The organism is Leptospira perolatii, from assembly GCF_002811875.1.
GTDB lineage: Bacteria > Spirochaetota > Leptospiria > Leptospirales > Leptospiraceae > Leptospira_B > Leptospira_B perolatii.
In genome coordinates this window covers 23619-46383 of record NZ_NPDZ01000008.1, presented here as the reverse complement: position 1 = coordinate 46383, position 22765 = coordinate 23619, and the positions used below count along the sequence as shown (strand labels likewise).

Annotated in this window: 19 protein-coding genes, 1 other RNA gene and 2 pseudogenes; 17 read left to right on the top strand and 5 right to left on the bottom strand. The window is 41.9% G+C overall.

The window, feature by feature from the left end; all coding sequences use genetic code 11:
- Positions 1-91: 91 nt before the first annotated feature.
- Positions 92-1354, bottom strand: a complete 1263-nt coding sequence (locus CH373_RS12945) for an aminotransferase class I/II-fold pyridoxal phosphate-dependent enzyme (RefSeq protein ID WP_100713643.1) — start codon at positions 1352-1354, stop codon at positions 92-94.
- Between the two features lie 102 nt (positions 1355-1456).
- Here CH373_RS12945 and CH373_RS12940 point away from each other — a divergent pair, with 102 nt between their 5' ends.
- The 3 genes from CH373_RS12940 to CH373_RS12930 all read left to right on the top strand — a co-directional run bounded on the left by CH373_RS12940 (position 1457) and on the right by CH373_RS12930 (position 4331).
- Positions 1457-3412 carry an adenylate/guanylate cyclase domain-containing protein gene (locus CH373_RS12940; protein WP_100713644.1) on the top strand — a complete coding sequence of 652 codons (1956 nt, stop codon included), beginning with the start codon at positions 1457-1459 and terminating at the stop codon, positions 3410-3412.
- A gap of 111 nt (positions 3413-3523) precedes the next feature.
- The gene (locus CH373_RS12935; RefSeq protein WP_100713645.1) at positions 3524-3811 is read left to right on the top strand and encodes a DUF6506 family protein; all 288 of its coding nucleotides are present in this window, start codon (positions 3524-3526) and stop codon (positions 3809-3811) included.
- Positions 3812-3887: 76 nt separating this feature from the next.
- Positions 3888-4331, top strand: a complete 444-nt coding sequence (locus CH373_RS12930) for an LIC_13387 family protein (protein WP_125169961.1) — start codon at positions 3888-3890, stop codon at positions 4329-4331.
- A 237-nt stretch (positions 4332-4568) separates the two neighbouring features.
- Here the strand turns inward: CH373_RS12930 and ssrA are convergent.
- Positions 4569-4915: a transfer-messenger RNA gene (gene ssrA, locus CH373_RS12925) on the bottom strand.
- Positions 4916-5200: 285 nt separating this feature from the next.
- Here ssrA and CH373_RS12920 point away from each other — a divergent pair.
- From CH373_RS12920 to CH373_RS12895, 6 genes are all read left to right on the top strand, one after another.
- Entirely contained in the window at positions 5201-6214 is a 1014-nt protein-coding gene (locus CH373_RS12920) for a patatin-like phospholipase family protein (protein WP_100713683.1), read from the top strand.
- A gap of 79 nt (positions 6215-6293) precedes the next feature.
- A complete protein-coding gene (locus CH373_RS12915) occupies positions 6294-7211 on the top strand; it encodes an ABC transporter ATP-binding protein (protein ID WP_100713684.1) in 918 nt (305 codons plus the stop codon).
- Positions 7208-8272, top strand: a complete 1065-nt coding sequence (locus CH373_RS12910; protein WP_100713647.1) for an ABC transporter permease — start codon at positions 7208-7210, stop codon at positions 8270-8272. Before CH373_RS12915 ends, CH373_RS12910 begins: the two co-directional genes overlap by 4 nt.
- 12 nt (positions 8273-8284) lie before the next feature.
- Positions 8285-9382, top strand: a complete 1098-nt coding sequence (locus CH373_RS12905) for a quinone-dependent dihydroorotate dehydrogenase (RefSeq protein ID WP_100713648.1) — start codon at positions 8285-8287, stop codon at positions 9380-9382.
- Positions 9383-9482: 100 nt separating this feature from the next.
- Positions 9483-10970: a pappalysin-1 domain protein gene (locus tag CH373_RS12900; RefSeq protein ID WP_100713649.1), complete on the top strand. Its 1488-nt coding sequence runs from the start codon at positions 9483-9485 to the stop codon at positions 10968-10970.
- Positions 10971-10985: 15 nt separating this feature from the next.
- The gene (locus CH373_RS12895; protein WP_100713650.1) at positions 10986-11588 is read left to right on the top strand and encodes a hypothetical protein; all 603 of its coding nucleotides are present in this window, start codon (positions 10986-10988) and stop codon (positions 11586-11588) included.
- A gap of 6 nt (positions 11589-11594) precedes the next feature.
- Here CH373_RS12895 and CH373_RS12890 read toward each other — a convergent pair whose 3' ends face one another.
- Positions 11595-12269: a hypothetical protein gene (locus CH373_RS12890; RefSeq protein WP_100713651.1), complete on the bottom strand. Its 675-nt coding sequence runs from the start codon at positions 12267-12269 to the stop codon at positions 11595-11597.
- A gap of 80 nt (positions 12270-12349) precedes the next feature.
- On the opposite strand from CH373_RS12890, the gene CH373_RS12885 reads away from it, so the two are divergent.
- On the top strand, positions 12350-12850 hold the full coding sequence (locus tag CH373_RS12885; RefSeq protein ID WP_100713652.1) for a SixA phosphatase family protein: 501 nt from the start codon (positions 12350-12352) through the stop codon (positions 12848-12850).
- Between the two features lie 30 nt (positions 12851-12880).
- Entirely contained in the window at positions 12881-13393 is a 513-nt protein-coding gene (gene hpt / locus CH373_RS12880; protein WP_423789774.1) for a hypoxanthine phosphoribosyltransferase, read from the top strand.
- Here hpt and CH373_RS12875 read toward each other — a convergent pair.
- Entirely contained in the window at positions 13390-14043 is a 654-nt protein-coding gene (locus CH373_RS12875) for a DUF3332 family protein (RefSeq protein ID WP_165778833.1), read from the bottom strand. The genes hpt and CH373_RS12875 overlap by 4 nt on opposite strands.
- Positions 14044-14087: 44 nt before the next feature.
- Here CH373_RS12875 and CH373_RS12870 point away from each other — a divergent pair, with 44 nt between their 5' ends.
- Together CH373_RS12870 and CH373_RS12865 are read left to right on the top strand one after the other, a co-directional pair.
- Complete coding sequence (locus CH373_RS12870; RefSeq protein ID WP_100713655.1) at positions 14088-15854, top strand: cation:proton antiporter; 1767 nt, start codon at positions 14088-14090, stop codon at positions 15852-15854.
- Between the two features lie 31 nt (positions 15855-15885).
- On the top strand, positions 15886-16080 hold the full coding sequence (locus CH373_RS12865; protein WP_165778838.1) for a DUF1289 domain-containing protein: 195 nt from the start codon (positions 15886-15888) through the stop codon (positions 16078-16080).
- 151 nt (positions 16081-16231) lie between these two features.
- On the opposite strand, the pseudogene CH373_RS12860 reads toward CH373_RS12865, so the two are convergent.
- Positions 16232-17341, bottom strand: a pseudogene (locus CH373_RS12860) (glycosyltransferase family 4 protein); the annotation flags it as partial.
- Between the two features lie 190 nt (positions 17342-17531).
- Here CH373_RS12860 and folE point away from each other — a divergent pair.
- The 4 genes and pseudogenes from folE to CH373_RS12840 form a co-directional block, all read left to right on the top strand.
- A pseudogene (folE, locus tag CH373_RS12855) lies at positions 17532-18095 on the top strand (GTP cyclohydrolase I FolE); the annotation flags it as partial.
- Between the two features lie 110 nt (positions 18096-18205).
- Positions 18206-20173: an acetate--CoA ligase gene (gene acs, locus CH373_RS12850; RefSeq protein ID WP_100713658.1), complete on the top strand. Its 1968-nt coding sequence runs from the start codon at positions 18206-18208 to the stop codon at positions 20171-20173.
- A 5-nt stretch (positions 20174-20178) separates the two neighbouring features.
- Positions 20179-20976 (top strand): cobalamin-binding protein, encoded by a 798-nt coding sequence (locus tag CH373_RS12845; RefSeq protein WP_100713686.1) that lies wholly within the window; start codon positions 20179-20181, stop codon positions 20974-20976.
- Positions 20977-21157: 181 nt separating this feature from the next.
- Positions 21158-22762, top strand: a complete 1605-nt coding sequence (locus CH373_RS12840) for a methyl-accepting chemotaxis protein (RefSeq protein WP_100713659.1) — start codon at positions 21158-21160, stop codon at positions 22760-22762.
- The last annotated feature ends 3 nt before the right edge of the window (positions 22763-22765 follow it).

Here is a 22765-nt window from a genome sequence, read left to right as displayed (position 1 = left end):
CCGATTAAAATTACAATCCGAAGGATTGTTTTTTCGCCGTTTTCCCTAGTTACCAAATTCTCAGATTAAAATCCAAAATGAAACTCTTTTCTCAAATGTATTCTTGTAACACACTTGCAATTCTACGAATCCCTTCTTCTAATTCGTGATCTTCTCTGGCAAAGCTGATTCGAACACAATCATCCCCACTTGGGAGCTCCTCTAATCCTTTTGGATAAAAATGAGTTCCTGGAACTACGATTACTCCTGCCTTTTTCAAAGTGGAATATAAGTAGGAGATTCCTTTTTTTAGACCTTTGAATTTTACCCAAAGAAAGAAAGCACCTTCGCTTTCATGGATCAAATAATCCAGCTTTCCGCGCCATTCCCTTCGGATTGCTCGAATTGCAAGATCCCTTTTTTTCTCATAATAAGGCAGTATAAATTCCTTAGACAGTCTTCTCCATTCTCCAGATCGAAGGAACTCCAACCCTATGTACTGTCCTAGGCTTCCACTTGTTAAATTAATCACTGCATTTGCTTTCGAAACTGCAGAAATTAAATCTGGATTTGCTAGTATGAAGCCAGTCCTGACTCCAGGAAGTCCCACCTTCGATAAACTAAAAGATTGAACCATTCCTTCCCTGTGAACCCAATCCGTTTTCTTGAATTCTATTTTCGGAAACGGGCTGCCGTAAGCATTATCTAGAAAAAACGGAATTTTTTGATCCGAGCAAAATTCTGCGATTGTAAGAACCTCGTCTTCGGTTGCGACTCTTCCTGTCGGATTCGTGGGCCTAGAGAGTACTGCACACCCAAGCAAGCCCGACTTAGTTGCAGTTTTTTTCAAACCTTCCGAGTCCAGTTCATATCGAAAGCTGTCTTCTCCAGTAACCGATTCCAAAGCGGGCAAAGAAGTAATTGAATTCGGCTCGATCGGCTGATCTATATAGCCGATATATTCAGGTACGGATGGAAAAAATACATTTCTCTTAGTTCCATCGGGATAAAGCCCCGAAAAGAAATTGATCAGAATATAAAAAGCATTTTGAGATCCGTTGGTAATAATGAGATTTTCTTTAGTGATTTTTGCCCCGGTCTCCGAACTAAGAAGATTTGCCAGGGCTTCTAAGGTTTCCTGTTTCCCCGAAGGAGATTCATACGTGCTCAAGATCGAATCCCAACTTTTCTCCTTCGTAAATTTAGAAGTGATTTCCCTCCAAGATTCTAGAACTTCCGGGATTAGGGCGGGACTTCCTCCACCCAACATACAAGTCCCCGGTTCTATGTTTGCAAGATCCTCCATCAATTGGCCGATACCTGTCTGCCTTTCGAATCTAGATCCGAAGCTGGAATATAAGAATTTTGAACTCATTTTGGTTTACATTTTTCTTTTTGCCAATATTGAGAAAAGTGAATCTAAGTTAGTAAGGAAGTTTTTTCTCATAAAACTTCACGAAGTAACTCCGGAGAAACAATGACGGCCGATCTACTAGCTCCGAACTCTAAATGGGAATTATTTCACCCAGAATCCATCGAATTGCAAGAATTCTTAGAGGCGTATCCTTGGGACGCAAATTTATTGCAGCTCGGAGAACCTTTGGATTATCTCTGGAAGTTCGATCTTAATGCAAATCCTAGTGCACTCTGGCCCTGGCTGATAGATACTTCTTCGTTTAACAAAAGGATAGGAATTTCGGAAATGAAATTTTCTGAAATCGACGGAAAGCTTTTCGGCTCTTCCATAAACGCAGGCGTTTTGATGGAGTGGGAAGAAGTCCCCTGGGAATGGGAATACTGCAAACAGTTGAACAATGCCAGGATTTATTCCAAAGGATTTGCGCATTATGTAAGAACTAGATATCTTCTATTCGATAGCGGTAATGATACCAGTAGATTGTATGTGTATTTCGGTTGGATTCCCCGAAACTTTGTAGGACGTACCGTGCTGAAAATCGGCATGAAACAGCTCAAAAAGCAGTATGAAAAGGGCTTAAATGGAGTAGTCGCCGATATCCGAAAGGTAGATCAAAAAGGCTGGAGTGGACCAAATGCATTAAGCCTATTAAAGGAAGTTTCGAACAAAAAAAATCCAATCTTCCCCGCGCGAATCCAACAAATTCGAGTCGGCTTTATTAAAGAAGGCCAGAACAAAGAGCTTGTCGATCGGCTGCTCAACTACGTTCTAGATGCGGATGAAAACGATCTCTATAGAATCAGAGTTAAGACTTTGTCCAATGCTTGGAAGATTCCTTTGGGAGATCTTCTCTTACTCTTTTTGCACGGCTGCAGACTAGGCTTATTTAGTCTATCCTGGGACGTGATTTGTCCTCACTGCCGAGGAGTCCGAACCGAAGCGCTTCACTTAGGGGATCTTCCGAGCAGAGATTCTTGCGAAGTTTGCGAGATCGAATTTGAATCGAACCAGATCGACTCTGTAGAAATAACCTTCCATGTACATCCTTCCATCCGTAATATTCAGAAGAGATATTTCTGTGCGGCTGAACCTGCCACAAAAGCGCATATTCGTCTCCAAAAATACCTGGGAGCCAAACAAGAATATAACTCGAATCTAATACTTCCGAAAGGGCTATATCGCCTTCGCATGTTAGGTGAAAAAAAATACACTTTGTTAAACCTGCAATCCGGGATCGAAAAGACCGGATTTTCTTGGGAGCCTGACTTTGCAGCCGAACAAATCGATGTTTCGACAAATCCGCAAATACGACTCGTAAATTCCTCCGAAAAACCCGTTGGCTATATTATTGAAGAAAGAAAAGAGGATCAAGAAAGCCTAAGACCATCCGAACTTTTTAATTTCCAGAATTTTAGAGATTTATTTTCTGAGGAAGCTCTCTCAACAGAACTTCAACTAGACATCGGAGTGCAAACGATTCTATTTACGGACATCGTAGGCTCCACTCGGTTCTATGTGCAAAAAGGAGATACTGGAGCATTTTCCGAAGTGAGACAGCATTTTATAGAAGTGTTTCGGATTGTGCGCGAACACAATGGCGCAGTAGTAAAGACAATTGGAGACGCAGTGATGGCTGCCTTTTCTGCTCCCGTAGAAGCAATCGCGGCTTCCGTACAACTCCAAGAGCAATTTTCAGAACGGAACCCGAATACTCCCATCCGAATTCGGGTGAGTATACATAGCGGCCCTTGCTTGGCTGTAAATCTAAACAGTAACATAGATTACTTTGGAAATGCCGTGAATTTCGCCTCGAAGTTGCAGGGGATTACGGATTCGGGAGAAATCACTTTTTCAGAAATCGTATTTCGAGATCGAGAAGTTAGACGACTCATGGCTAAGGAAGGTTGGAAAGTAAAGAAAGTGCTATTTGAACTGAGCTGGACCGGAGATCATTCTCAAGTTTATAAACTGGTCACTGATCTCAAGGGGCATTCCAAGCAGGTGATTATTTCTTAAAACTTTACTTGCAATAATTTTATACCTTTGGGAAAAGAATGTTAAATATATATCATATAATAAATTTTGCATCCATTATAGAATCAAATAAAACTGAGGAACAGAGACAAAATGGCTTTAACGAATTTCGGATTCATTGTTACTGGAGATAATTTTACACAAGAACAGGGAACACAAAAGTTTCGAATGAAAGTAGTCGGAGTCAAGCACCCGGAGCAAGGGATAGAAGTCGCCAAAAAGATGGTCGCCGAAGGAATCCAATTAATCGAGTTGTGCGGCGGTTTTAGTCCGGTTTGGGCAGGTAAAATTATTGAGGCAATTAATTACTCAGTTCCAGTCGGAGTAGTCGCTTACGGACCCGAATCCATAGATAAGATGTACGAATTATTTGCCGTGTAAGTTCGAAAAGAAAGCAAATCTAAAAGACCGATATCTGAAACGAAACGACTTTTCAGTTCGGGAGACCGGAGGAAAAATGGAAGCATTACTGATTTCTAAAGTTCTTTTCTTGATAGGATGTGTTCCGTATATATTTCTTGGAACAGCACATATAGTTCTAACTTTTAAGGATATGAAAAAGTCTTCCGCTCTCTCTCCTGCAAATTTGAAAGTACGGACTTCTATGGAGGAATCCAATCTCAAGCTCACAAACGAAACCACTATCTGGAAGGCCTGGATTGGGTTCAATTTTAGCCACGGAATGGGTGCCGTTTTTTTTGGATTTATATATTTGTGGATCGGAATTTCAGATTTCGGATTTTTGCTAGCCAATTGGCTACTTTTGCCATTAGCGATTGTTATTTCTTTGAGTTACTTAATACTCTCTCTGCGATTTTGGTTCAGCAAACCGACCATCGGAATTTCGATTGCGAGCGTGATGTTTGTTGCCTCTTACGTAACAAGCTGGCTGATCCAGTAGCAGATCTCGCTTCGAACCCCTCGAAGGGAGCTTAGTACGGATAATTTTTACTGGAGACGCCGGGGTTCGCCGCGACGCGGTGCGACATCCCTGTCTGACCGGGCTCTGCGGCGTCTCGATCTTGTCTCGACACTTCGTGTGTCTCGACGCGCTTACTTACGCTCCCTATGGGTCGCTGATCGCGCTTACAAGATCTCGCTTCGAACCCCTCGAAGGGAGTTTAGTACGGATAATTTTTACTGGAGACGCCGGGGTTCGAACCCGGGTCCTATTGTGCTTCAGTAAAGCCTCTACATGTTTATTCGGTGTTTTTTGTTTAAAGAAACCTTAACCCACTGACAGGTGTGTTTTCTCGATCCAGTTCGTTTTCATCGCCCATTAGGAACCGGCAACCAACCGACGACGTCCTCCGTTTGAGTCAGACTTAAGGCCACCGGAGGAGTAAACCCTAAATCCGTAGCAGAGATTAAGCTGCTAGTGCTAATTCGTTGTTAGCGTTTATTGGTTTGAAGGTTTTTAAGAGGTCCCTCACCCCTACATGCCACTTTACCTAAACTACAACAGTCGAAACCAATTTCGTCCCCGTTGTTGATAGTTAGACAGCCATTTTGTCAAAATGTGCAAAAGATACAATGAGAAAAATGAAATTAGTAGGAGCCATTTTCGGACATAATGAACAAATTCTCGGATAAAATAGTCTTTCTCCAAACTTTCCCAGAGCCGTGCTCTTCTCCTTGAAAGCGCGGAACGCTTGTTCAACTTTTTCCGTAATTTTTTGACAAAAGTAAACTTTGGGCTTTTTTTGCTTCCATCGGAAAGAAGCAGAGACCGAAATTGTAACGAACAGGGTTTTAATTGAAGGGATTCAAATGCCAATCATCGACGAGTCATCTATTCAACCCAGAAAAATCGATTCGGTTAACCGGATCGGAGATGTGTTTCAAGGATTGTGGCGGGAAAACGAAATCTGTTTTGCAATTGCAGGCGGCGGTTGTAAGGCTTTTTACGGACTAGGAATCGGTAGTGAACTCAAGAGCTGGGGAATCAAATTAAAACAGGTTTCGGGTGTTTCGGCAGGTGCTGCGATGGTGCTATGTCTGCTCTCCGAAACAGAGGAAGAGACAGTAGCTTTCTTTGAAAATATCGTTCGAAAGAATCCATCCAATTTTTATATATCAAAGTTTTTTAAAGGTCAAAAAGCATTCCCACACGAGGATATGTACAGAAGGACGATCCGCTTCGGAATGGATTTTGATAAGATCCGACAATCCGGAGCAAAAGCATTTATACATACGATTCGTGCGATTCCAAAGGCTACTTCCCTAAAAAACAAATTCCGCCTAGCAAGGCTTATAGCAGAAACAGGCAGAGCCTTCATGGAAGATGAACGCGACAGATCCAAAGGGCTTCACACCGAAAGGACATTTCGTGTATTGCGAAGCTGGAACATGAAAGAAGTACTTTTCACAGAGGCAGACTTCAACGATCCAGTTTTGATCGAACAGATCATCTTGAATTCATCCTCTATTCCACCGATTGTTTCGTTTCAAAGCGATGGAAAGGAATATTATCTGGACGGCGGACTGACCAATAATCTGATGCTCGAAGCTTTTCCCCCAGGAGCAAAAATTATCGGAGTCCATTACGAAGAAACTACTCTGGTGGGTAAAGATAGGAGGCTACTAGACCGCTGTCTTTTAATCAAACCTTCTCAACAACTTCCGATTACTTCCTTTGATTATACAGATCCGGTCGGAGTTAGAAAAACTTTCGAACTTGGTAAATTGGACGCTCGAAGAAACAAAGAAATGATCCTAGATTACCTGACCAAGGACTGGGCCAAGAGGGCAGCAGCTTTTCGAGTTCCTAAGCTTTGGCATTAGAAATTCCTTGCTAGAGATACGCGAATCGAAATCCTAAGTTTTAGGTTTCGAATTTGTGACCCTCATCGATTCTAAAGAAATTATTACAGTTCGTAATGTAGTAAAAAAGTTCAAAGACATAGTCGCTGTAAACGATTTGTCACTTTCTATACGCTCCGGAGAATTTGTCGCCTTACTAGGACCAAACGGCGCCGGAAAAACTACACTTATCGAAATGCTCGAAGGAATCCAAAAGCCTGATTCAGGTGAAATCAGACTCTTAGGAACAACCTGGAAAGAAAAAGAATCTTTCTTAAGAGGCAAGATTGGTCTAGCTCTCCAAGAAACAAGATTCATGGATCGAGCCACCGTTTGGGAAACCCTAAAACTCTTCGGATCATTTTATAAGGCATCCGAAGAAAGATTATTAGAAATATTAGATTTAACGAAACTGACCGAAAAACAAGGCTCCTTCGTAAACGATCTTTCCGGAGGGCAAAGACAAAGGTTGGCTTTAGGCGTTTCCATTATGAATCGCCCCGAGATCTTATTTTTAGATGAGCCAACTACAGGGTTAGATCCAGCGGCTCGCAGAGATATTTGGAAAATTCTGGAAGATCTGAGAAAAGACGGAACCACTATGATTCTGACCACACATTATATGGAAGAAGCCGAAGAGCTTTGCGAAAGAATCATAGTAATGGATAAGGGAAAAATTCTAGACCAAGGAACCTTATCAGACTTATTAGGGAAGCTAGGCGGAGGGGAGATTGTTCGATTTTCTCTAGAAAACGGAACTGATCCAGAACCGCATTTGCCTGCCGAAGGACGTTCCAAATTTTACTGGAATGAAGGCACACACGAAGGAAGAATTTTCGTAGATAAGATCACGGAGTATCTTCCTAAAATGTTAGATTCATTTTCCAAAGGGAAGATCGTGCTCAAAGAGCTCGAATGCCACAAGAAAACTCTGAATGATCTCTTTCTATCGATGACAGGTAGGGGATTGGAAGAATGAAACAAATCTATTATCTGGTTTCTATCCAATTAAAAGAATTCTATCGCGAACCTGGAATCATTTTTTGGGCGTTTGTGTTTCCTATTGCGATTGCTGGAGTTTTGGGACTTGCATTCGCTTCCAGTGGAATTCCTGAAACTAGAGTGGCGGTGATCTCTAATTCGCCCAACTCAAAAGAACTCGCGTCAAGAATTGAAGCCGCTTTTGCAAAATCTGAAAAAGAGAATTCTACCGGACTCGGAATCATTCAACCTAGAATTCTTACGATAGAAGAAGCAATTCAAGCACTGAAAAGAGGAGAACTCAATTTATTCGTTCAAGAAGATGCCGCAGGTACTTTAGAGTTTTCTTTTGATCCAAAAAACGCCAGCGCTCAAAGGGATTATCTGTTGCTATCAAACGCTTTACTTTCTCAAGAAGAGAAGCATACAGAATCCAAAATAGTTACTCTCGATTCCAAGGGAACCAGGTACATAGATTTTTTGGTCCCGGGAATGCTCGCAATGGGAATCATGAATTCCTGTCTCTGGGGCGTAGGCTGGAATTTGATAGAAATGAGGATGAAAAAGCTGCTTCGGCGGATGTCAGCCACTCCTATGAATAAGCTGGGTTTTGTATTATCTTTCTTTGTTACAAGGTTTATCGTTACGACGATCGAATCCATTTTTCTTTTGATCTTTACATTCTATTTTTTTGATAATGCTTTTTTTGGATCTGTGTGGGCCGGCCTACTCATATTTGTCACCGGAAATTTTGCATTTGCTTGTATTGGAATTTTCGTAGGCTCAAGAGCTCAAAATTCTCAAGTCGGAAACGGATTGGTAAATGCGGTTACCTTTCCTATGATGGTATTATCCGGAATCTTTTTCAGCTATAAGAACTTTCCAGAGACAGTTTTGCCGGTCATTCAGTACTTACCTTTGACCTTGGCGGCAGATTCCTTGAGAGCAGTATTCATAGAGGGTGCTGGGTTCTTGCAGGTGCTCGCTCCTTGTGGGATCTTATTTTTGACAGGGACCTTTTTCCTTGCTTGGGGATTACGAATTTTTAGGTGGTCATAAGTTCGGCTTAGAATGCTATCTCCTGTAAATCAATGGTTCTATGAGAAAACTCTCAAACCGCTACTATTCAATTTAGATCCGGAATCGGCTCATACTCTTGCAGTCAAACTTTTGGAAGTTACAAAAAGATTTCCTTTTGCGTTTCCTATTTTAGAAAAACTCACGAACCTACAAAGTGAGAGGCTAAAGACTCAAGTAGCGGGCATTGAATTTTCCAATCCGCTAGGACTGGGCGCCGGCTTTGATAAAACAGGAGAACTCTTTCCTTTTCTTTCCAGACTAGGATTCGGGTCTATAGAAATAGGAACCATCACTGGACAATCCCAACCTGGCAATCCAAAGCCTAGAATCTTTCGATATCCTGCGGACCAAGCACTGATCAATCGAATGGGATTCAATAATCCAGGGGCAGAAAGAGTCTCAGGAACACTTAAGTACCAGAAAAAATCTGTAATTAGAGGAATCAATGTAGGAAAAACCAAAGTGGTTTCGGAAGAGGATGCAGTTTTAGATTATGTGTACTCTTTGGAAAGACTTGCGCAGTACGCTGATTATGCGGTGATTAATATCTCTTCACCCAATACTCCTGGCCTAAGGAACTTTCAGAAAACGGAGAACTTCCAAAAGTTGATTTCCGGAATTCGGAAAGGACTAGGCGGAAGTTTCCCTGTTCCTACATTTGTAAAGTTTGCTCCTGATATGACGGACCAAGAGCTAGAAGACTTGATCGATTGCACCTTAGATCTGCAAGTTGCTGGTATCGTTTTGACGAATACTACCGTGGATAAAACTGTTCTGAAGCAATATCCAAACGTAGAGTCAGAAGGCGGAGTTTCCGGAAGACCGCTCAGAAAAAGGTCTACGGAGATGATTCAGGTTGCCTATCGCAAACTAAAAGGAAGGCTACCTATTATCGGCGTCGGAGGAATTGATTCCGGGGAATCAGCTCTGGAAAAAATTCTGGCCGGAGCTGATTTAATTCAGATCTACACCGGTTATATTTATCAGGGACCTTTTCTTCCGGTTCGTATCCTGGAATACATTGATTCAGTGTTACATAATACCGGAGCAAAGTCGATTGCCAATTTAGTAGGTGTTGGAAAGCTGTAATTTATTGACTGATTTTCTCCCGTTGAGGCTCAATTCAGTCTGATTTCCAATTAATAAAGATAGATTCAAAGATCTAGTCTAAGTTTCGCCGGAGGTGTGGATGAAATCCCCCAAAAAAATAGGAATCAATTTCTTATTGTTTCTCATTTCCATTTTGCTTTGGAACTGCCCGAAGCCGCCAAACGGAGACCAAGATTTATTCACCAAATTATTTCTATTAAACGAAATCAAATATTCCTGTGATCCTTCTGAAAATGTAAGGACAGTGACTCCAAGCCAGCCTACTTTTACTACAAGTTCCGCAGCCACTTATAATACTTTCGATTCTGCTGTAGCTTCCTTTGGAACCATCTTTTTGAGCGGTAGTGAAACTTGGACCGGACTCGGAAAAGATCACCCAATGGGCATCCTCTACGCGACCCAGTTGCAGCCTTCGGCGGGTACTCCAATAATGTCCGGAGTTTGGTGGTGGCAAACCGGCTCGAATTTTTCTCCGATCGTCAAAAATGACGCAGCAGGATCTTTTTCTACATCTACTGCGTTTCCGGTAGGATCAGTGCCTGGTTATGCAGCGCCAGGTTCCGGATATGATAACTTCGGTTCGAACAGTCAGCTAGTCACTGATTTTATTAGCGGCCAGAGTACTTCTTCTCAATCCATTGCTGGCACAAAAGTTATCAACGATATTCCACAGACTTGTGAAGAATATAAATTTCGTCCGGAAGGCGGAGGATTATTCGGAAGTTCTACCACTGGCTTGAATAAAGTTTGGGAATCCAGAAAGAAACTCACGATTCGTTTAATCGAAGTGAATAACGGCGCAAATCATGTTTTCTCCAACTCTCCGTTCTTTACAGGTTTGGCCGGATCCAATGCTTTGACTGACCGTATCAAACAGATCTTTTCTCAGAATACCGTAAAGATCGATGTGACTTTCGAGGTACTACAACTCGACGTCTCTGGATTAGCCGGATTCGGCGCCTGTATGACAGGAGCGGGAACCGTGTATCAAATCGGAAATATCAGCGATGATAAAGCGGTTGGTCCGACTGCTTGCTCTCTCGCTCATCTTTATACAAGCACTGGTGCAAATCAGAACCAGCTTGCGCTCAATGTCTTTTTTATTTCCGACCTTTCAAGTACAGCACCCTCGCAGCTTCAAGATGCGCTTTTAGGAATTTCCGCTGGAATTCCCGGATTGCCTGCTGTAGGAACTCCTATGTCCGGAATGTCTGTGTTCGTAGAAAATCACCGCAGTTCGGGAGCATATAGAGATGATCTAAGCGCCGCGGATCTAAAGTTTATCGGAAATACGATCGCTCATGAAGGGTCCCACTTCTTAGGATTGTATCATCCCATCGAAATCGATCAGAGCTCTGGAGTTTTTAAGGATCCTTTACCGGAAACTCCCGAGTGCCATGATGCAAATGGAAACGGAAGCATTTCGATTTCGGAATGTCTAGGAGCAGGTTTCTTTAGTTCGGGAGGATTGAACCTAATGTTTCCACTCGGTAGTGGAAACATAGACCAATCCCAGCTCACTGGAGAACAGGGTTGGGTTTTGCGCTCCAATCCTTTAGTATATTAATTTTTAGGAATAGAAATGAGAAAGCAATTCATCCAAACTATTTTTCTAATTCTTTTCAGCCTGAGTCTTGCTTCGGGTCTGTCCCTCTCAAGCCTAACTGCACAGACTCTAGACGCAAACTCTCTGCAAAAAATTCGAGAAATTATTTCTGAAACACGACATCCTGATATCGAAGATCAGTACAACAGAGTCATTTCAGTTTCCTCTAGAGCAGACGAATACTTAGGAGCACTTCTAAAAACGGAAGGTCTCCGAGTTTACGAGAAAAAAACTATACTGGAAATTTTGAGCAGGATTGGTTCCAACTCCGCGATTGCAAATCTGGAGAGTACGATTTCGGATGAAACCGGTCATCCCTCCGTTCGAAACTTTGGTCTTTCTGCGTATACTAGAAATCTCGGACAATCAAACAGAACAAGAGTAGAAAACTATTTGAGACTTTTTTCCAAGCACCCGGTTTTGGGAACGAACTCCGTAGACCAACTCGGAAAATTAAGAAGTGGGTTCTATAAGAAAAATTCCTTATCTGGAGACGGCAGGTCTATCGAAAAGACTAAGATCGGAACCGGACAAATCAAAGACTTAAAGCAGAACCTTAGAAAAAAGGAAAGTAATTAACGCAACCTAATCTTCGTTTACTTTGCACTTTCCTTTGTCTCTCCATTCAATTTTCCAAGTTTGCGCGTTCGCCTCTTTAAACAGGCGGACCACAAATTCGGAACAAATCATTTTCTGATTTCCATCATTAAGTTCGTACTCACCTTCGTATCTGTACCAAAATTTTTCTTTGCTCAAAGTCAGATTCTGTCCAAACTCAGGTTCACTCAGCCGAATCGAATCGACTGTCTTATTTGCTCCCTTCTCTTCTAAAATGGAAGCTTCGATCATTTGGTAAGCTTCTTCCTTTTCCGGAGGTTCCTTACCTGGTTCTGTCAATAGCATGGATCTTCCCATGCCCATTTCCGTAAAATACCAACCTTTGATTCGATTGAACTGATAGTTCACACTTACTTCAGTTCTAGTGGTTTGGCCTTCTTTTTTTTTGGCTGTGACTAGGAAGGAGAACTTATAGCGCATTTCTGGAGTAGAGCCCTCTTCAGGATTCTCTTTTTGCACGAGCTTAGGTTCGCCTGTTAATTCAGAAGAAAGAATTTTGTCTCCTGGGAACCTTTTACTCCATTGTAACTGCAGCTCTTTCTTGGCCTTTTCCTCATCCGGCGGACCAGAAATTTCTGCTGGCAGGAATCGGGCGAAGAAAAGTAGGAGGATCGCTCCTGCGATCACGGGCACCCGTTTCATAGAAACGAAGTTGTATCCGTAGAAAGTTCCTTGTCAATGAATTTCCAACTTACATCTTTCTACGAAAGGCGACCCAAAACTTGAAATCAATTCACCTCATAAGACACTCTAAGTCAGATTGGGAAACTAAATTCTCAAGCGATAAGGAAAGACCTCTTTCAGATCGAGGCATAAAGAACGCGAAGTCACTACGAAAGTACATAGAAAAATTTGAGTTTTTCGTAGATCTGGCATTTATTTCTTCTTCAAAAAGAACAACGGACACCTATCGAATTCTGACAAAAAATCTGTCTATCTCCAAACAAGCCAAAGTGTCGGATGAAATTTATGAATTCGAAGCCTTAGATTTTATCAAAATGTTACAACGGATCGATGAGAAGAAAAGTAGCGTCCTATTGCTTGGTCATAACCCGAGCTTGGAAGATTTAGCGAATATGTTGGTCGTGGGTTCGGATTCTCGTACTCCTTCTATATTTTCTAAATTTCCTACTTCGTCTTTTTTAAGTCTGTCTTTAGATTCCGAATCATGGGAAGATGCCGGGAACAAACTATGCCGAATCGAAAGATTTTGGATCCCTTAATGAACTATGAATCTAAACTCTGAAGACTCGATGCGTGTATTGTTTGATTCAGTTCAAATTCAGAATCGAATCAAAGAATTAGGTTCAGAACTGGGAAAGGACTACCAAAGAAAGAATCCTATTTTCATTTGCGTACTCAAAGGCGGGCTTTATTTTTTCTCGGATCTGACACTATCCATTCCTTATTCCGTAGAGATTGATTTTATCCAAGCAAGGTCTTACCAGGGAAAGAAATCGACCGGTAAAGTAGAATTAACAAAAGATATAGACTCGGATTTGACGGATCGACATGTAGTGTTAGTCGAAGACATTGTAGATACGGGACAAACTTTGAAATTTTTGATTCGTCATTTACTCGCGAGAAGTCCGCTTTCTCTTGAAATCGTGTCTCTGTTATTTAAGGAAGAAGCGAAATCTGTCGAGTATCCAATAAAATATATCGGATGGAAAATCCCACGAGACTTCGTGGTAGGCTACGGCTTAGATCTAGATGGAAAGCATCGTAATCTAAGCGGTATCTACATCTTGGAAGAAAAAACCTAGAACGAAATCCCTGCTACTGGTAGCGAAGATTTTGCCATCTCGATTGTATCTCTATCGATTATTTTCGTAGCTTCTACAACGGCATTCTTTTTCAGTACGAGAAGCACATTAGATTCAGTTTTCAGAGTGTCTACGGATACCTGCTCGAGCTTTCCGGTCTTGTAATTTTCAGCAAAGATCTCGCCCTTGTGATCTTTCAAAAATACAAAACGAGTGGCTTCCCCAGAATTTGACTTCCAATCAAATACAAGTCGATCTGCTTCCCAAGTGAGTGTCGCAGTTCCTTCAGGTCTTTGCAAAGTTTCCTGTTTGAACGCTTGTCCTTTTTCCCCGCCAGAACCTGTAGAACCACCGCCACCGCCGCTTCCGCCACCGAGTGGATTGGATCCTGTCCAGAATTCGATGACGTTAAATACGATCCAATCTGCAAGTACCGCGACCAGATACACCGGGAAAACGATTAAGAAAAAAGTGACAACACTTTGCAAGAATTTGGTGGCCGTAGCGTTTTGCATTTTGACCTGCCCATTCACTTCTTTTACCTTTTCGAAGATTGCAAATTTGCCGTAGCAATTCGCTAACGACCCTATGAAAAATGAGCAAATCATCGCAATCAACGTAGCTCTTCGTAAAAAACTTGTTTTTATCATTTGTTTCCTCTCCATATTGGGTTGAACAAGCAACGGAATTTCAAATGGAACACCATTCGTTTAGCCTACTTACTGATATAGCTCTTAGTATAATATTCGCGACCATTTTTTCCCATATTGCGAAGATCCTGAAACAACCATTGATTTTAGGGTATGTGATTGGAGGATTATTTCTCGGTCCGAGCTTGGGAATGGGCTGGGTCCAAAACGAAGAAAGCATTGAACTCATTTCCGAAATCGGGTTGATCCTTTTACTTTTTATCATCGGCCTGGAAATCGATTTGAAAGAGCTCGCAAGAATGGGTCGTTCCATGTTTTTGCTCGGAGTCATTCAATTTTTTTTCAGCGTGGGGCTTGCTTGGTTTGCGTTCCGAAATTGGTTCTCGAGCGCCGGCAATTTCGATCTTCTATATTTTTCCATCGCACTTGCTCTTAGTTCCACAATGATTGTCGTAAAACTTTTGCACGACAAATTTGAAATCAGCACCATTGCAGGTAGACTCACGATAGGAGTACTTGTTCTTCAAGATATTTGGGCGATTTTATTTATGGGAATCCAACCAGATTTGCAAGACCCGAAAATTTTGAATGTGTTAGGTTCCTTGGGAAAAGGATTGGCGTTGGTTGGATTTGCATTTTTAATCAGTCGCTACGCACTTTCTAGACTCTTTTTAAGTGCGGCTTCCAAACCAGAATTGATCCTGATTACTTCGATCGCATGGTGCTTCTTTCTGTGCGGCGTCGCAGAAAAGTTGGAACTCTCAAAAGAGATGGGCGCATTGATTGCCGGAATCAGTATTGCCGCTTTTCCTTATGGCGCAGATGTGATCAGCAAACTGGGAGGAATCCGGGACTTCTTTATAACTTTGTTCTTCGTAGCATTGGGAATGAAAATTCCGAAGCCTGGTTTAGAATCACTAGGATTTTCTATGATCGCTGTACTATTTGTGATCGTAACCAGAATTCTAACAGTGGCGCCTACTGTGTTCTTTTCCGGAAAAGGATTAAGAGCTGGGATTATCGCCGGATTGAATCTGGCTCAAATATCCGAGTTCTCTCTCGTTATTCTTGCCCTCGGCGTTCAGAAAGGTCATATAAGTCACGGGCTTCAGGCGAACGTTTTAACTTCCATGATCTTGGCCTCGATTGCTTCTACTTATATCATTTTATTCAACGATAAAATCGCCCGTGGAATATTATGGTTTTTGAATCTGTTTGGATTGAGAGAAAGAAAAGAACCGACTGAATCCGAAAGCACAGGGACAAATAAAAGAGACATCGTTATCTTGGGCTATTTTAGGATTGCCCAAGGTCTCATCGAAGGAATTGAAAGAACCAATCCTTCTTGGTTGAAAAGAATTTTAGTAGTAGACTACAACCCTGTTTATCGACTTTCTCTGGAAGCCAAGGGAATCCGCTGGGCATATGGAGACCTCGCGAATCCCGAGAGTTTGCACCATTTAGGAATCGAAGAAGCGAAATATATAGTCTGTACGATTTCGGATATGATTCTAAAAGGCACGACCAACCGTCGTCTCTTCGAATCCTTAAAGCAGATCTGCAAACACAATCAGCCTGACTATGTACTAACTACGGATGATATTGAAGAGGCCGAACTTCTCAAAAAGAATGGCGCAGCCCACGTTGTGATTCCGGGAAGACTCTCAGGATTTTCACTCCTTGAGGAACTCAAAGGAATGATACAGGATGGAAAAACCGCACCCACAAGTTCAAAACCGCGGCCCAAAAAGTCTATCAAATCCAATGTAAAGAAAGGGTCGAAAACAAAGGGCTCCCAAAAAAGTAAATAGACCTCGTCTAAAAGAATAGGAAACCGTTGTGATCGTTCGCTCGCCCTGCACAAAACTCTGTAGATTGGATCCTGAGTCGGGATTTTGCGAAGGTTGTTATAGAACCTTGCAAGAGATCGCTATGTGGACTGCTTTTTCAGAAGAAGAAAGAAAGAGAATTCGTGCAGAATTGATCGTTCGCAAAGAAAAGATTTCTGGAACTATTTCTTCCGAGAAAACTTCTTAGCAGATCCTTTTAAACCCTGCTTCATTTTCGATTTTGCTTCCGCCGTCCGACCTGGTTTCGCAATTGTTTTGAGAGAACTAGATTTGAGAACTTCGCGCTTTTTCTTTGCGCTTTCGGTTTGCAAGGCTCCGATCCTTTTTGCAGTTTCCAAATATTCTTCTACGGTTTGTTGGGCTGCGGCCTTCCAAGAATATTTTTCCGAATTTTTTTCACCTAGATCCAGTCTGGATTTTAGAAGCTTCGGTTTGGATAATAGCTCGAGCAGTCCAGTCTCGAACATGTCGCTATCATCCGGATGGAAATAAAATGCGGAATTTCCCAAAATCTCTGGCATTACACTTGCGTTAGAAGAATAGACCGGACATCTGCAAGCTTGAGCTTCGACTGGTGGAAAACCAAATCCTTCGTATAGAGAAGGAAAAACTAACATTGCTGCCCTCGAATATAATAAACCTAGTTCAGAAAGTTCTAATTTAGGTAGAACCCGAATTTGATCTTCCCAACCTCCTGATTCTTTTTTTAAATATTCCGGCAGAGTCCCTTCTGCTCCAGCGATCACCCATTTCTTTTCTAGTTTTCCAAGAGACCATAGTCTTTTGAAAGACCTCAATACAAAGTCTAGATTTTTGTGCTGCTTGCCTATACCTACACTCAGCAAATACTCTGGCTCAAGTGAATACTTTTTTAGAAAGTCGGAGCTCTCCGATTTTTGGGTCGGATAGAATACTTCTCGATCTACTCCATTGTAAATCGTACGAACTCGATCATTAAAAAAGCCAAATACGTTTATCAAATCAGTCTTTGTAAAATTCGAGACTGAAATAATCTTTGCAGCTTTTTGCTGAAGGAATCGAAACAAGATCCTCATATAAGCTTGTTTCAAAAACGAAGAGTGAAACTGCTTCATTCGGAAAGGAATGATATCGTGGACGGTTACGATCGATTTTTCTAAATAATTGAGCGGCGCATTAAAGTGAGGGATATCCAACAAATGAAATTCGCGAAGTTTCTCGGGACCGATTAACTCCTTAATTGAGTAGATCCCGCTTGTATAAGATTCAAATTTATAGTGGGACAAGACTTCGGTCGGCAATTGCTTCTTAAGAAGATTAGAGTCGCCAAACAACGTGATTTCGATCCCTTTTTTACTTGAGATAGTCCCTAACTCTCGGAGCAAGCCACGGATTCTCATTCCAATCCCGGAATGAGCGATCATGCGCGCATCATAGGCCACTTTTAAAATCGGGGGAGCCTTTTCCATAGTAGGATAAAATCGAACATGTGGATGAAATATCAAGCGATTCTAAATCTCTTGGAATCATCTTTGGAAATCCAAATACTTTTCACCTTGAAATGACATTGGGTTCGGACAGGTTTGTCCGAATTAGCGTCTAAAAAGAGTTCACAGCTTCTAAAAAATAGAATGGGGTAACCGGAGCTGGCGAAGGGTTAGAAGGTTCGATTTGGAACAAGAAGTGATTAATATTTTGAAAGAGATTGGCGAAGATCCGAATCGCGAAGGTCTGATCGACACGCCTAAACGGGTAAAGAAGGCCTATGAGTTCTTAACATCCGGTTATCGTGCAAATATTGAAACCATTGTGAATAATGCAATTTTTGAAGAAGATAGCCAGGGTATGGTTCTTGTCCGAGATATAGAATTATATTCTCTTTGTGAACACCACATGCTTCCGTTTTTCGGAAAAGCGCATGTCGGATATATTCCGAATAAGAAAATCATCGGGATTTCAAAAATTCCAAGAATCGTAGACGTATTCGCGAGAAGACTCCAAGTTCAGGAAAGAATGACCGAGCAAATTGCATATGCATTGATGGAGGTCCTAGATCCTCTTGGAGTTGCGGTCGTTATTAAAGCCAAACACTTGTGCATGATGATGCGCGGAGTCGAAAAGCAAAACTCGGAGTTATTCACCTCGTGTATGTTAGGGGAATTCAAAACCAACATGGTTACTAGAAGCGAATTCTTGGATCTAATTCGCACTGGCTCTACCTAGTCGTTGGTCGAAGTCCAATTTAGAGATACTTTTTTATTCCTAGTCTACCACACGAGAATTGGTAGACAGAAGCTTCCTTTTCTAAATGCTTTGGGATTCGAGGTAGGCCTGTGGCTGAGGAAAGAATCGTACAACCTTTTGCTGACTTTAAAAAAACTGCGAATATTTCTTTAAAAGACTATAAAGCGCTTTATAAAGAATCCATTGAGAACCCTAAAAAATTTTGGGCACGTGAAGCTTCGAACAGACTTCACTGGTTTAAGAAATGGGATAACGTCTTTGAACATGATTTTCCAAATGCAAAAATTCAGTGGTTCAAGGGTGGAAAGCTAAATGTATCCTACAATTGCCTCGATCGACATATAGATACCCCTCTAAAAAACAAGGCTGCGATCATTTGGGAAGGAGACGATCCTTCCGAACAAAAAGTCTACACTTATCATGATCTTTATCGCGAAGTAAATAAGTTCGCGAACGTATTAAAGAAATTTGGAGTACGTAAGGGAGATCGGGTACTTGTTTATCTCCCGATGATCCCGGAGCTTACAATTTCCATTCTGGCATGCTCAAGAATCGGTGCGATTCATTCTGTTGTGTTCGGTGGATTCTCGCCCGAGGCGTTGCAAAGTAGAATCGAAGACTGTCAACCTTCCTTGATCATTACCGCTGATGGTGGATTCAGAGGTGGAAAATCTATCGATCTGAAAAAGAACGTAGACGAAGCACTCAATTCAAGTAAGAAGAAAGTAGAAAATGTAATCGTAGTTCGAAGGACGGGGCAAGAGGTCAGCAAAGATTGGAAGGAAGGTAGGGATTATTGGTGGCACTACCAAATGAACAATCCAGAAATTCCTTCTCACTGCGAACCGGAGCATATGGACGCGGAAGATCCGCTCTTTATTCTTTATACCTCGGGTTCTACAGGAAAACCAAAAGGTGTCATGCACACTACTGGAGGATACCTCCTTGGAGTGACCATGACATTTCATTATATTTTCGATATTAAGCCAACGGATACCTATTGGTGTACTGCCGATATCGGTTGGGTCACTGGTCATAGCTATCTCGCGTACGGACCCTTATCAAACGGTGCCACATCTTTGATGTTTGAAGGAGTTCCTACCTTTCCAGATCCCGGAAGATTCTGGGACGTGATTGATAAGCACGGAGTTACGATTTTTTATACTGCTCCTACCGCCATTCGCGCGCTTATGAGGGAAGGAATTTCTCATATAGAAAAGAGAAATCTAGAAACCTTACGCCTGTTAGGTACTGTTGGAGAGCCAATCAATCCGGAAGCTTGGGAATGGTATTTTAAACATATTGGGAAGTCTAGATGTCCGATCGTAGATACCTGGTGGCAAACCGAAACCGGAGCCATCATGATTTCTCCTTTGCCTGGAGCGTTTTCTTTAAAGCCAGGCTCCGCGACACTGCCATTTTTTGGAGTTCAACCAATCTTAGTGGATGAAAACGGAAAAGAGATTCAGACCAAGGGAGAAGTGTCTGGAAATCTTTGTATGAAATCTCCTTGGCCTTCCATGATGAGAGGGGTTTACGGAGATCCACAACGATTTTATGATACGTATTTTTCCACTTACAAAGGATACTATTTTACCGGAGATGGGGCAAAGCGCGACAAAGACGGCTACTTTTGGATCACTGGTCGAGTCGATGACGTAATCAACGTCTCTGGACACAGAATCGGTTCTGCAGAAGTAGAAAGTGCTTTGGTAGAAAATCATTCGGTGGCCGAGGCCGCAGTTGTAGGATTTCCACATGACATCAAGGGCCAGGGAATATATGCTTATGTTACCGTGAAGCAAAGCGTTACTACGAACGATGAGCTTAAGAAGGAGCTAATATCTACTGTAGAGAGGGTCATCGGTAAAATAGCGCGACCTGACATTATTCACTGGGCTCCGGGTCTTCCGAAGACAAGGTCCGGAAAAATCATGCGAAGGATCCTAAGAAAAATTGCCTGCGGCGAATTTGACGGCCTAGGCGATATTAGTACCTTAGCGGATCCTAGCGTTGTAGAAAAACTGATCGAAGACAAGAAGAAGTACCACAGTTGATTCGAATAGGTCCTAAAAGAATCATTTGCTTAACCGAAGAAACAACGGAGCTCCTTTATCTTTTAGGCGAGCAAGAGAGAATTGTAGGAATTTCCGCTTATTCAGTTCGTCCTCCTCAAGCCAAAAAAGAAAAGCCCAAAGTCTCTGCGTTTATTAGCGGGAATGTAAAGCGAATTAAGGAATTGAAACCGGATTTGATTATCGGTTTTTCGGATATTCAGTCCGAACTCGCGCGAGATTTGATCAATGAAGGACTGAATGTTCTGATCACGAATCAAAGGAATCTTAACGAGATCTTTGATACCATCCAGTTGATCGGATCAATCGTCGGCAAATTAAAGGAAACGGAACAGCTAGTAGATCGATATAAAATTGAATTAGAAAAACTAAGCAATCTCTCCAAAGGAAAATATAGACCTAGAGTTTTTTTCCAGGAATGGGATCATCCAATTATCACGGGCATTTGCTGGGTTTCGGAGCTACTAGAAATTCTTGGTGCCGATGATTGCTTTGGATATTTAAAGGATAAAGCGCTAGCAAAAGATAGAATCGTCACTTTGCAACAAGTGGAAGCGGCTTCCCCCGAGGTGATCATTGGATCTTGGTGTGGAAAACCGATGGACTGGAACTGGATCCGGTCCCGAGAAGAATGGAAAGATTGCCCAGCTATCATTCATGACAAAATTTTCGAGGTGGACCCTTCCATCATTTTGCAACCTGGACCAGCTCTCTTCGAGTGTGGAATGCAAGAATTAAGCAAAATCATCGAAGTTTCCAGAACAGAAGAAAGAATAGAAACATAAGATTGCTCGTCTAAAATTTCTGAGCAGCGATTTGAGGAGAGAGAATTCTTTAGAATTCTGTCTCCTGTTTAGCTTGGAAAGAAATTTCTCAACTGTCACTTTTAACGTGATCAAAAATTAGAATTTCTTGTAGGAATATCTGCTCGAATACCCGATTATTTAACGGTTCGAGGAAAGAGATATGGACGAGAAAAATGCCGTCTTACAAGCCGAAGAATCTTCTATCCAAAAGATCTGGAAAGATGGCGCAGTCTTAATTAATAAGATCCGTTTTGGTCTGGTTATTTTATTCAGCCTTTCCCTAGTAGCAACATACAAATCCTTCAATCCAGTACAGTTCTCGATCCATGTCCTCGCCACCGCAATAATGGCCTTTTATTGCTTTCTAGGTTTTATCCTTAACAGAACAGGAAAAATGCCCGTTGCATTTCAGAAATCGTTGGTGTTCCTCGATGTTTTTTTGTTCAGCGGGACCCTAATTTTTGACGCAACCGTAAGTCCTGTCGTTGCCTCGAACGTATTGAAAAGCGTAATCCTGTACTACATATATTTCTATATTATGATATACTCTTCCTTTTTGGGAGAAAGGCGATTCGTATTAATCATCGGGGCTTTGTCAACTGCAGGTTCGGCAACCGTTTTCATAGTTTCGCTTTTCAATGGAATAATATTAAGCGAAGATTCAGAACAACAGGCCTTACCAGGGCACGTATCACTTTCCTTTGAAATCACCAAGCTAATATTCATTTTTGCAGCGAGTATCATACTTTCTCAGCTGATGCGACTCTTCTATAAGTTAACCGAAGAAGGTTCAAGGTTGCATCAAAAGTCGAAGTCATTTTTGAAAAAACTTACTGAGAACCAGGGCATAGTCAAAAAGTCCGCGGAGAATCTAGAAAAGTCGATTCGCGCTTTTGCGGATTTCATTTTGAGCATCGGCGAAAAAATGGAATCTCAGGCTGCTTCTCTGGAAGAGGTAAATTCGGTAATTGAGGAACTCTCCGCTCAATCTAATAACACTTCTTTATCGATTGAAACTCAGAACGGCAGTCTACTTCAACTTCTGCAGAATGCGGAAAAACTTGGAGAGATCATTCGCAATATCACACAATATAGCGAGGCATTGGCCGTATTCACTCAGGACAACAAATCGGATATGGAAAACGTAACGATAGCTGCTGAAAAGACAAAGTCCTATTTGGTAGATATCGCAAATTCATTCAACCGAGTAGATGAAATAAATCAGATCATGGGAGAAATCGCAGATAAGACAAACTTGCTTGCTTTAAATGCGTCAATCGAAGCGGCAAGAGCGGGAGTCGCCGGGAGGGGTTTTGCAGTCGTTGCAAACGAAGTCAGCAAACTTGCGATCTTTACTTCGGAAAATGCGAAAACGATCTCTAATATCGTAAACCAATCCAGAGACTTTATCAACGAGGCCAGAATTGCGTCCACCGAAACCGGGGATTTGACTGAAAAACAAAAATTCAAAAGTTTGGAAACTGCGGATCGTATTAAGAATATGAACGACTTATACAACGAACAGAAGGCAATTATCAATCGATTTGTCAGCGAGCTGGATCGGATCAAGACCGTCTCAAAAGATATCCTGGATTCCACAAAAGAGCAAATGACCGGCCAAAAAGAAATGGTAAAAACTGTGGGCGAGCTCGCAAAGGATGTGAACGACATCAACGACGATTCCAGTAAGCTACATTTTGAAATCGAAAAGATTAAAGTGCAGGCGAGCGAGCTCAGGATTTTAAGCGAGCAAAGTAGTAAATAAAAG

What these genes read in the sequence shown, in the direction of transcription:
- CH373_RS12945 (WP_100713643.1), bottom strand. Translation starts at nt 1,354, where the DNA reads ATGAGTTCAAAATTCTTATATTCCAGCTTCGGATCTAGATTCGAAAGG.
- CH373_RS12940 (WP_100713644.1), top strand. Translation starts at nt 1,457, where the DNA reads ATGACGGCCGATCTACTAGCTCCGAACTCTAAATGGGAATTATTTCAC.
- CH373_RS12935 (WP_100713645.1), top strand. Translation starts at nt 3,524, where the DNA reads ATGGCTTTAACGAATTTCGGATTCATTGTTACTGGAGATAATTTTACA.
- CH373_RS12930 (WP_125169961.1), top strand. Translation starts at nt 3,888, where the DNA reads ATGGAAGCATTACTGATTTCTAAAGTTCTTTTCTTGATAGGATGTGTT.
- CH373_RS12920 (WP_100713683.1), top strand. Translation starts at nt 5,201, where the DNA reads ATGCCAATCATCGACGAGTCATCTATTCAACCCAGAAAAATCGATTCG.
- CH373_RS12910 (WP_100713647.1), top strand. Translation starts at nt 7,208, where the DNA reads ATGAAACAAATCTATTATCTGGTTTCTATCCAATTAAAAGAATTCTAT.
- CH373_RS12905 (WP_100713648.1), top strand. Translation starts at nt 8,285, where the DNA reads ATGCTATCTCCTGTAAATCAATGGTTCTATGAGAAAACTCTCAAACCG.
- CH373_RS12900 (WP_100713649.1), top strand. Translation starts at nt 9,483, where the DNA reads ATGAAATCCCCCAAAAAAATAGGAATCAATTTCTTATTGTTTCTCATT.
- CH373_RS12895 (WP_100713650.1), top strand. Translation starts at nt 10,986, where the DNA reads ATGAGAAAGCAATTCATCCAAACTATTTTTCTAATTCTTTTCAGCCTG.
- CH373_RS12890 (WP_100713651.1), bottom strand. Translation starts at nt 12,269, where the DNA reads ATGAAACGGGTGCCCGTGATCGCAGGAGCGATCCTCCTACTTTTCTTC.
- hpt (WP_423789774.1), top strand. Translation starts at nt 12,881, where the DNA reads ATGCGTGTATTGTTTGATTCAGTTCAAATTCAGAATCGAATCAAAGAA.
- CH373_RS12875 (WP_165778833.1), bottom strand. Translation starts at nt 14,043, where the DNA reads ATGATAAAAACAAGTTTTTTACGAAGAGCTACGTTGATTGCGATGATT.
- CH373_RS12870 (WP_100713655.1), top strand. Translation starts at nt 14,088, where the DNA reads ATGGAACACCATTCGTTTAGCCTACTTACTGATATAGCTCTTAGTATA.
- CH373_RS12840 (WP_100713659.1), top strand. Translation starts at nt 21,158, where the DNA reads ATGGACGAGAAAAATGCCGTCTTACAAGCCGAAGAATCTTCTATCCAA.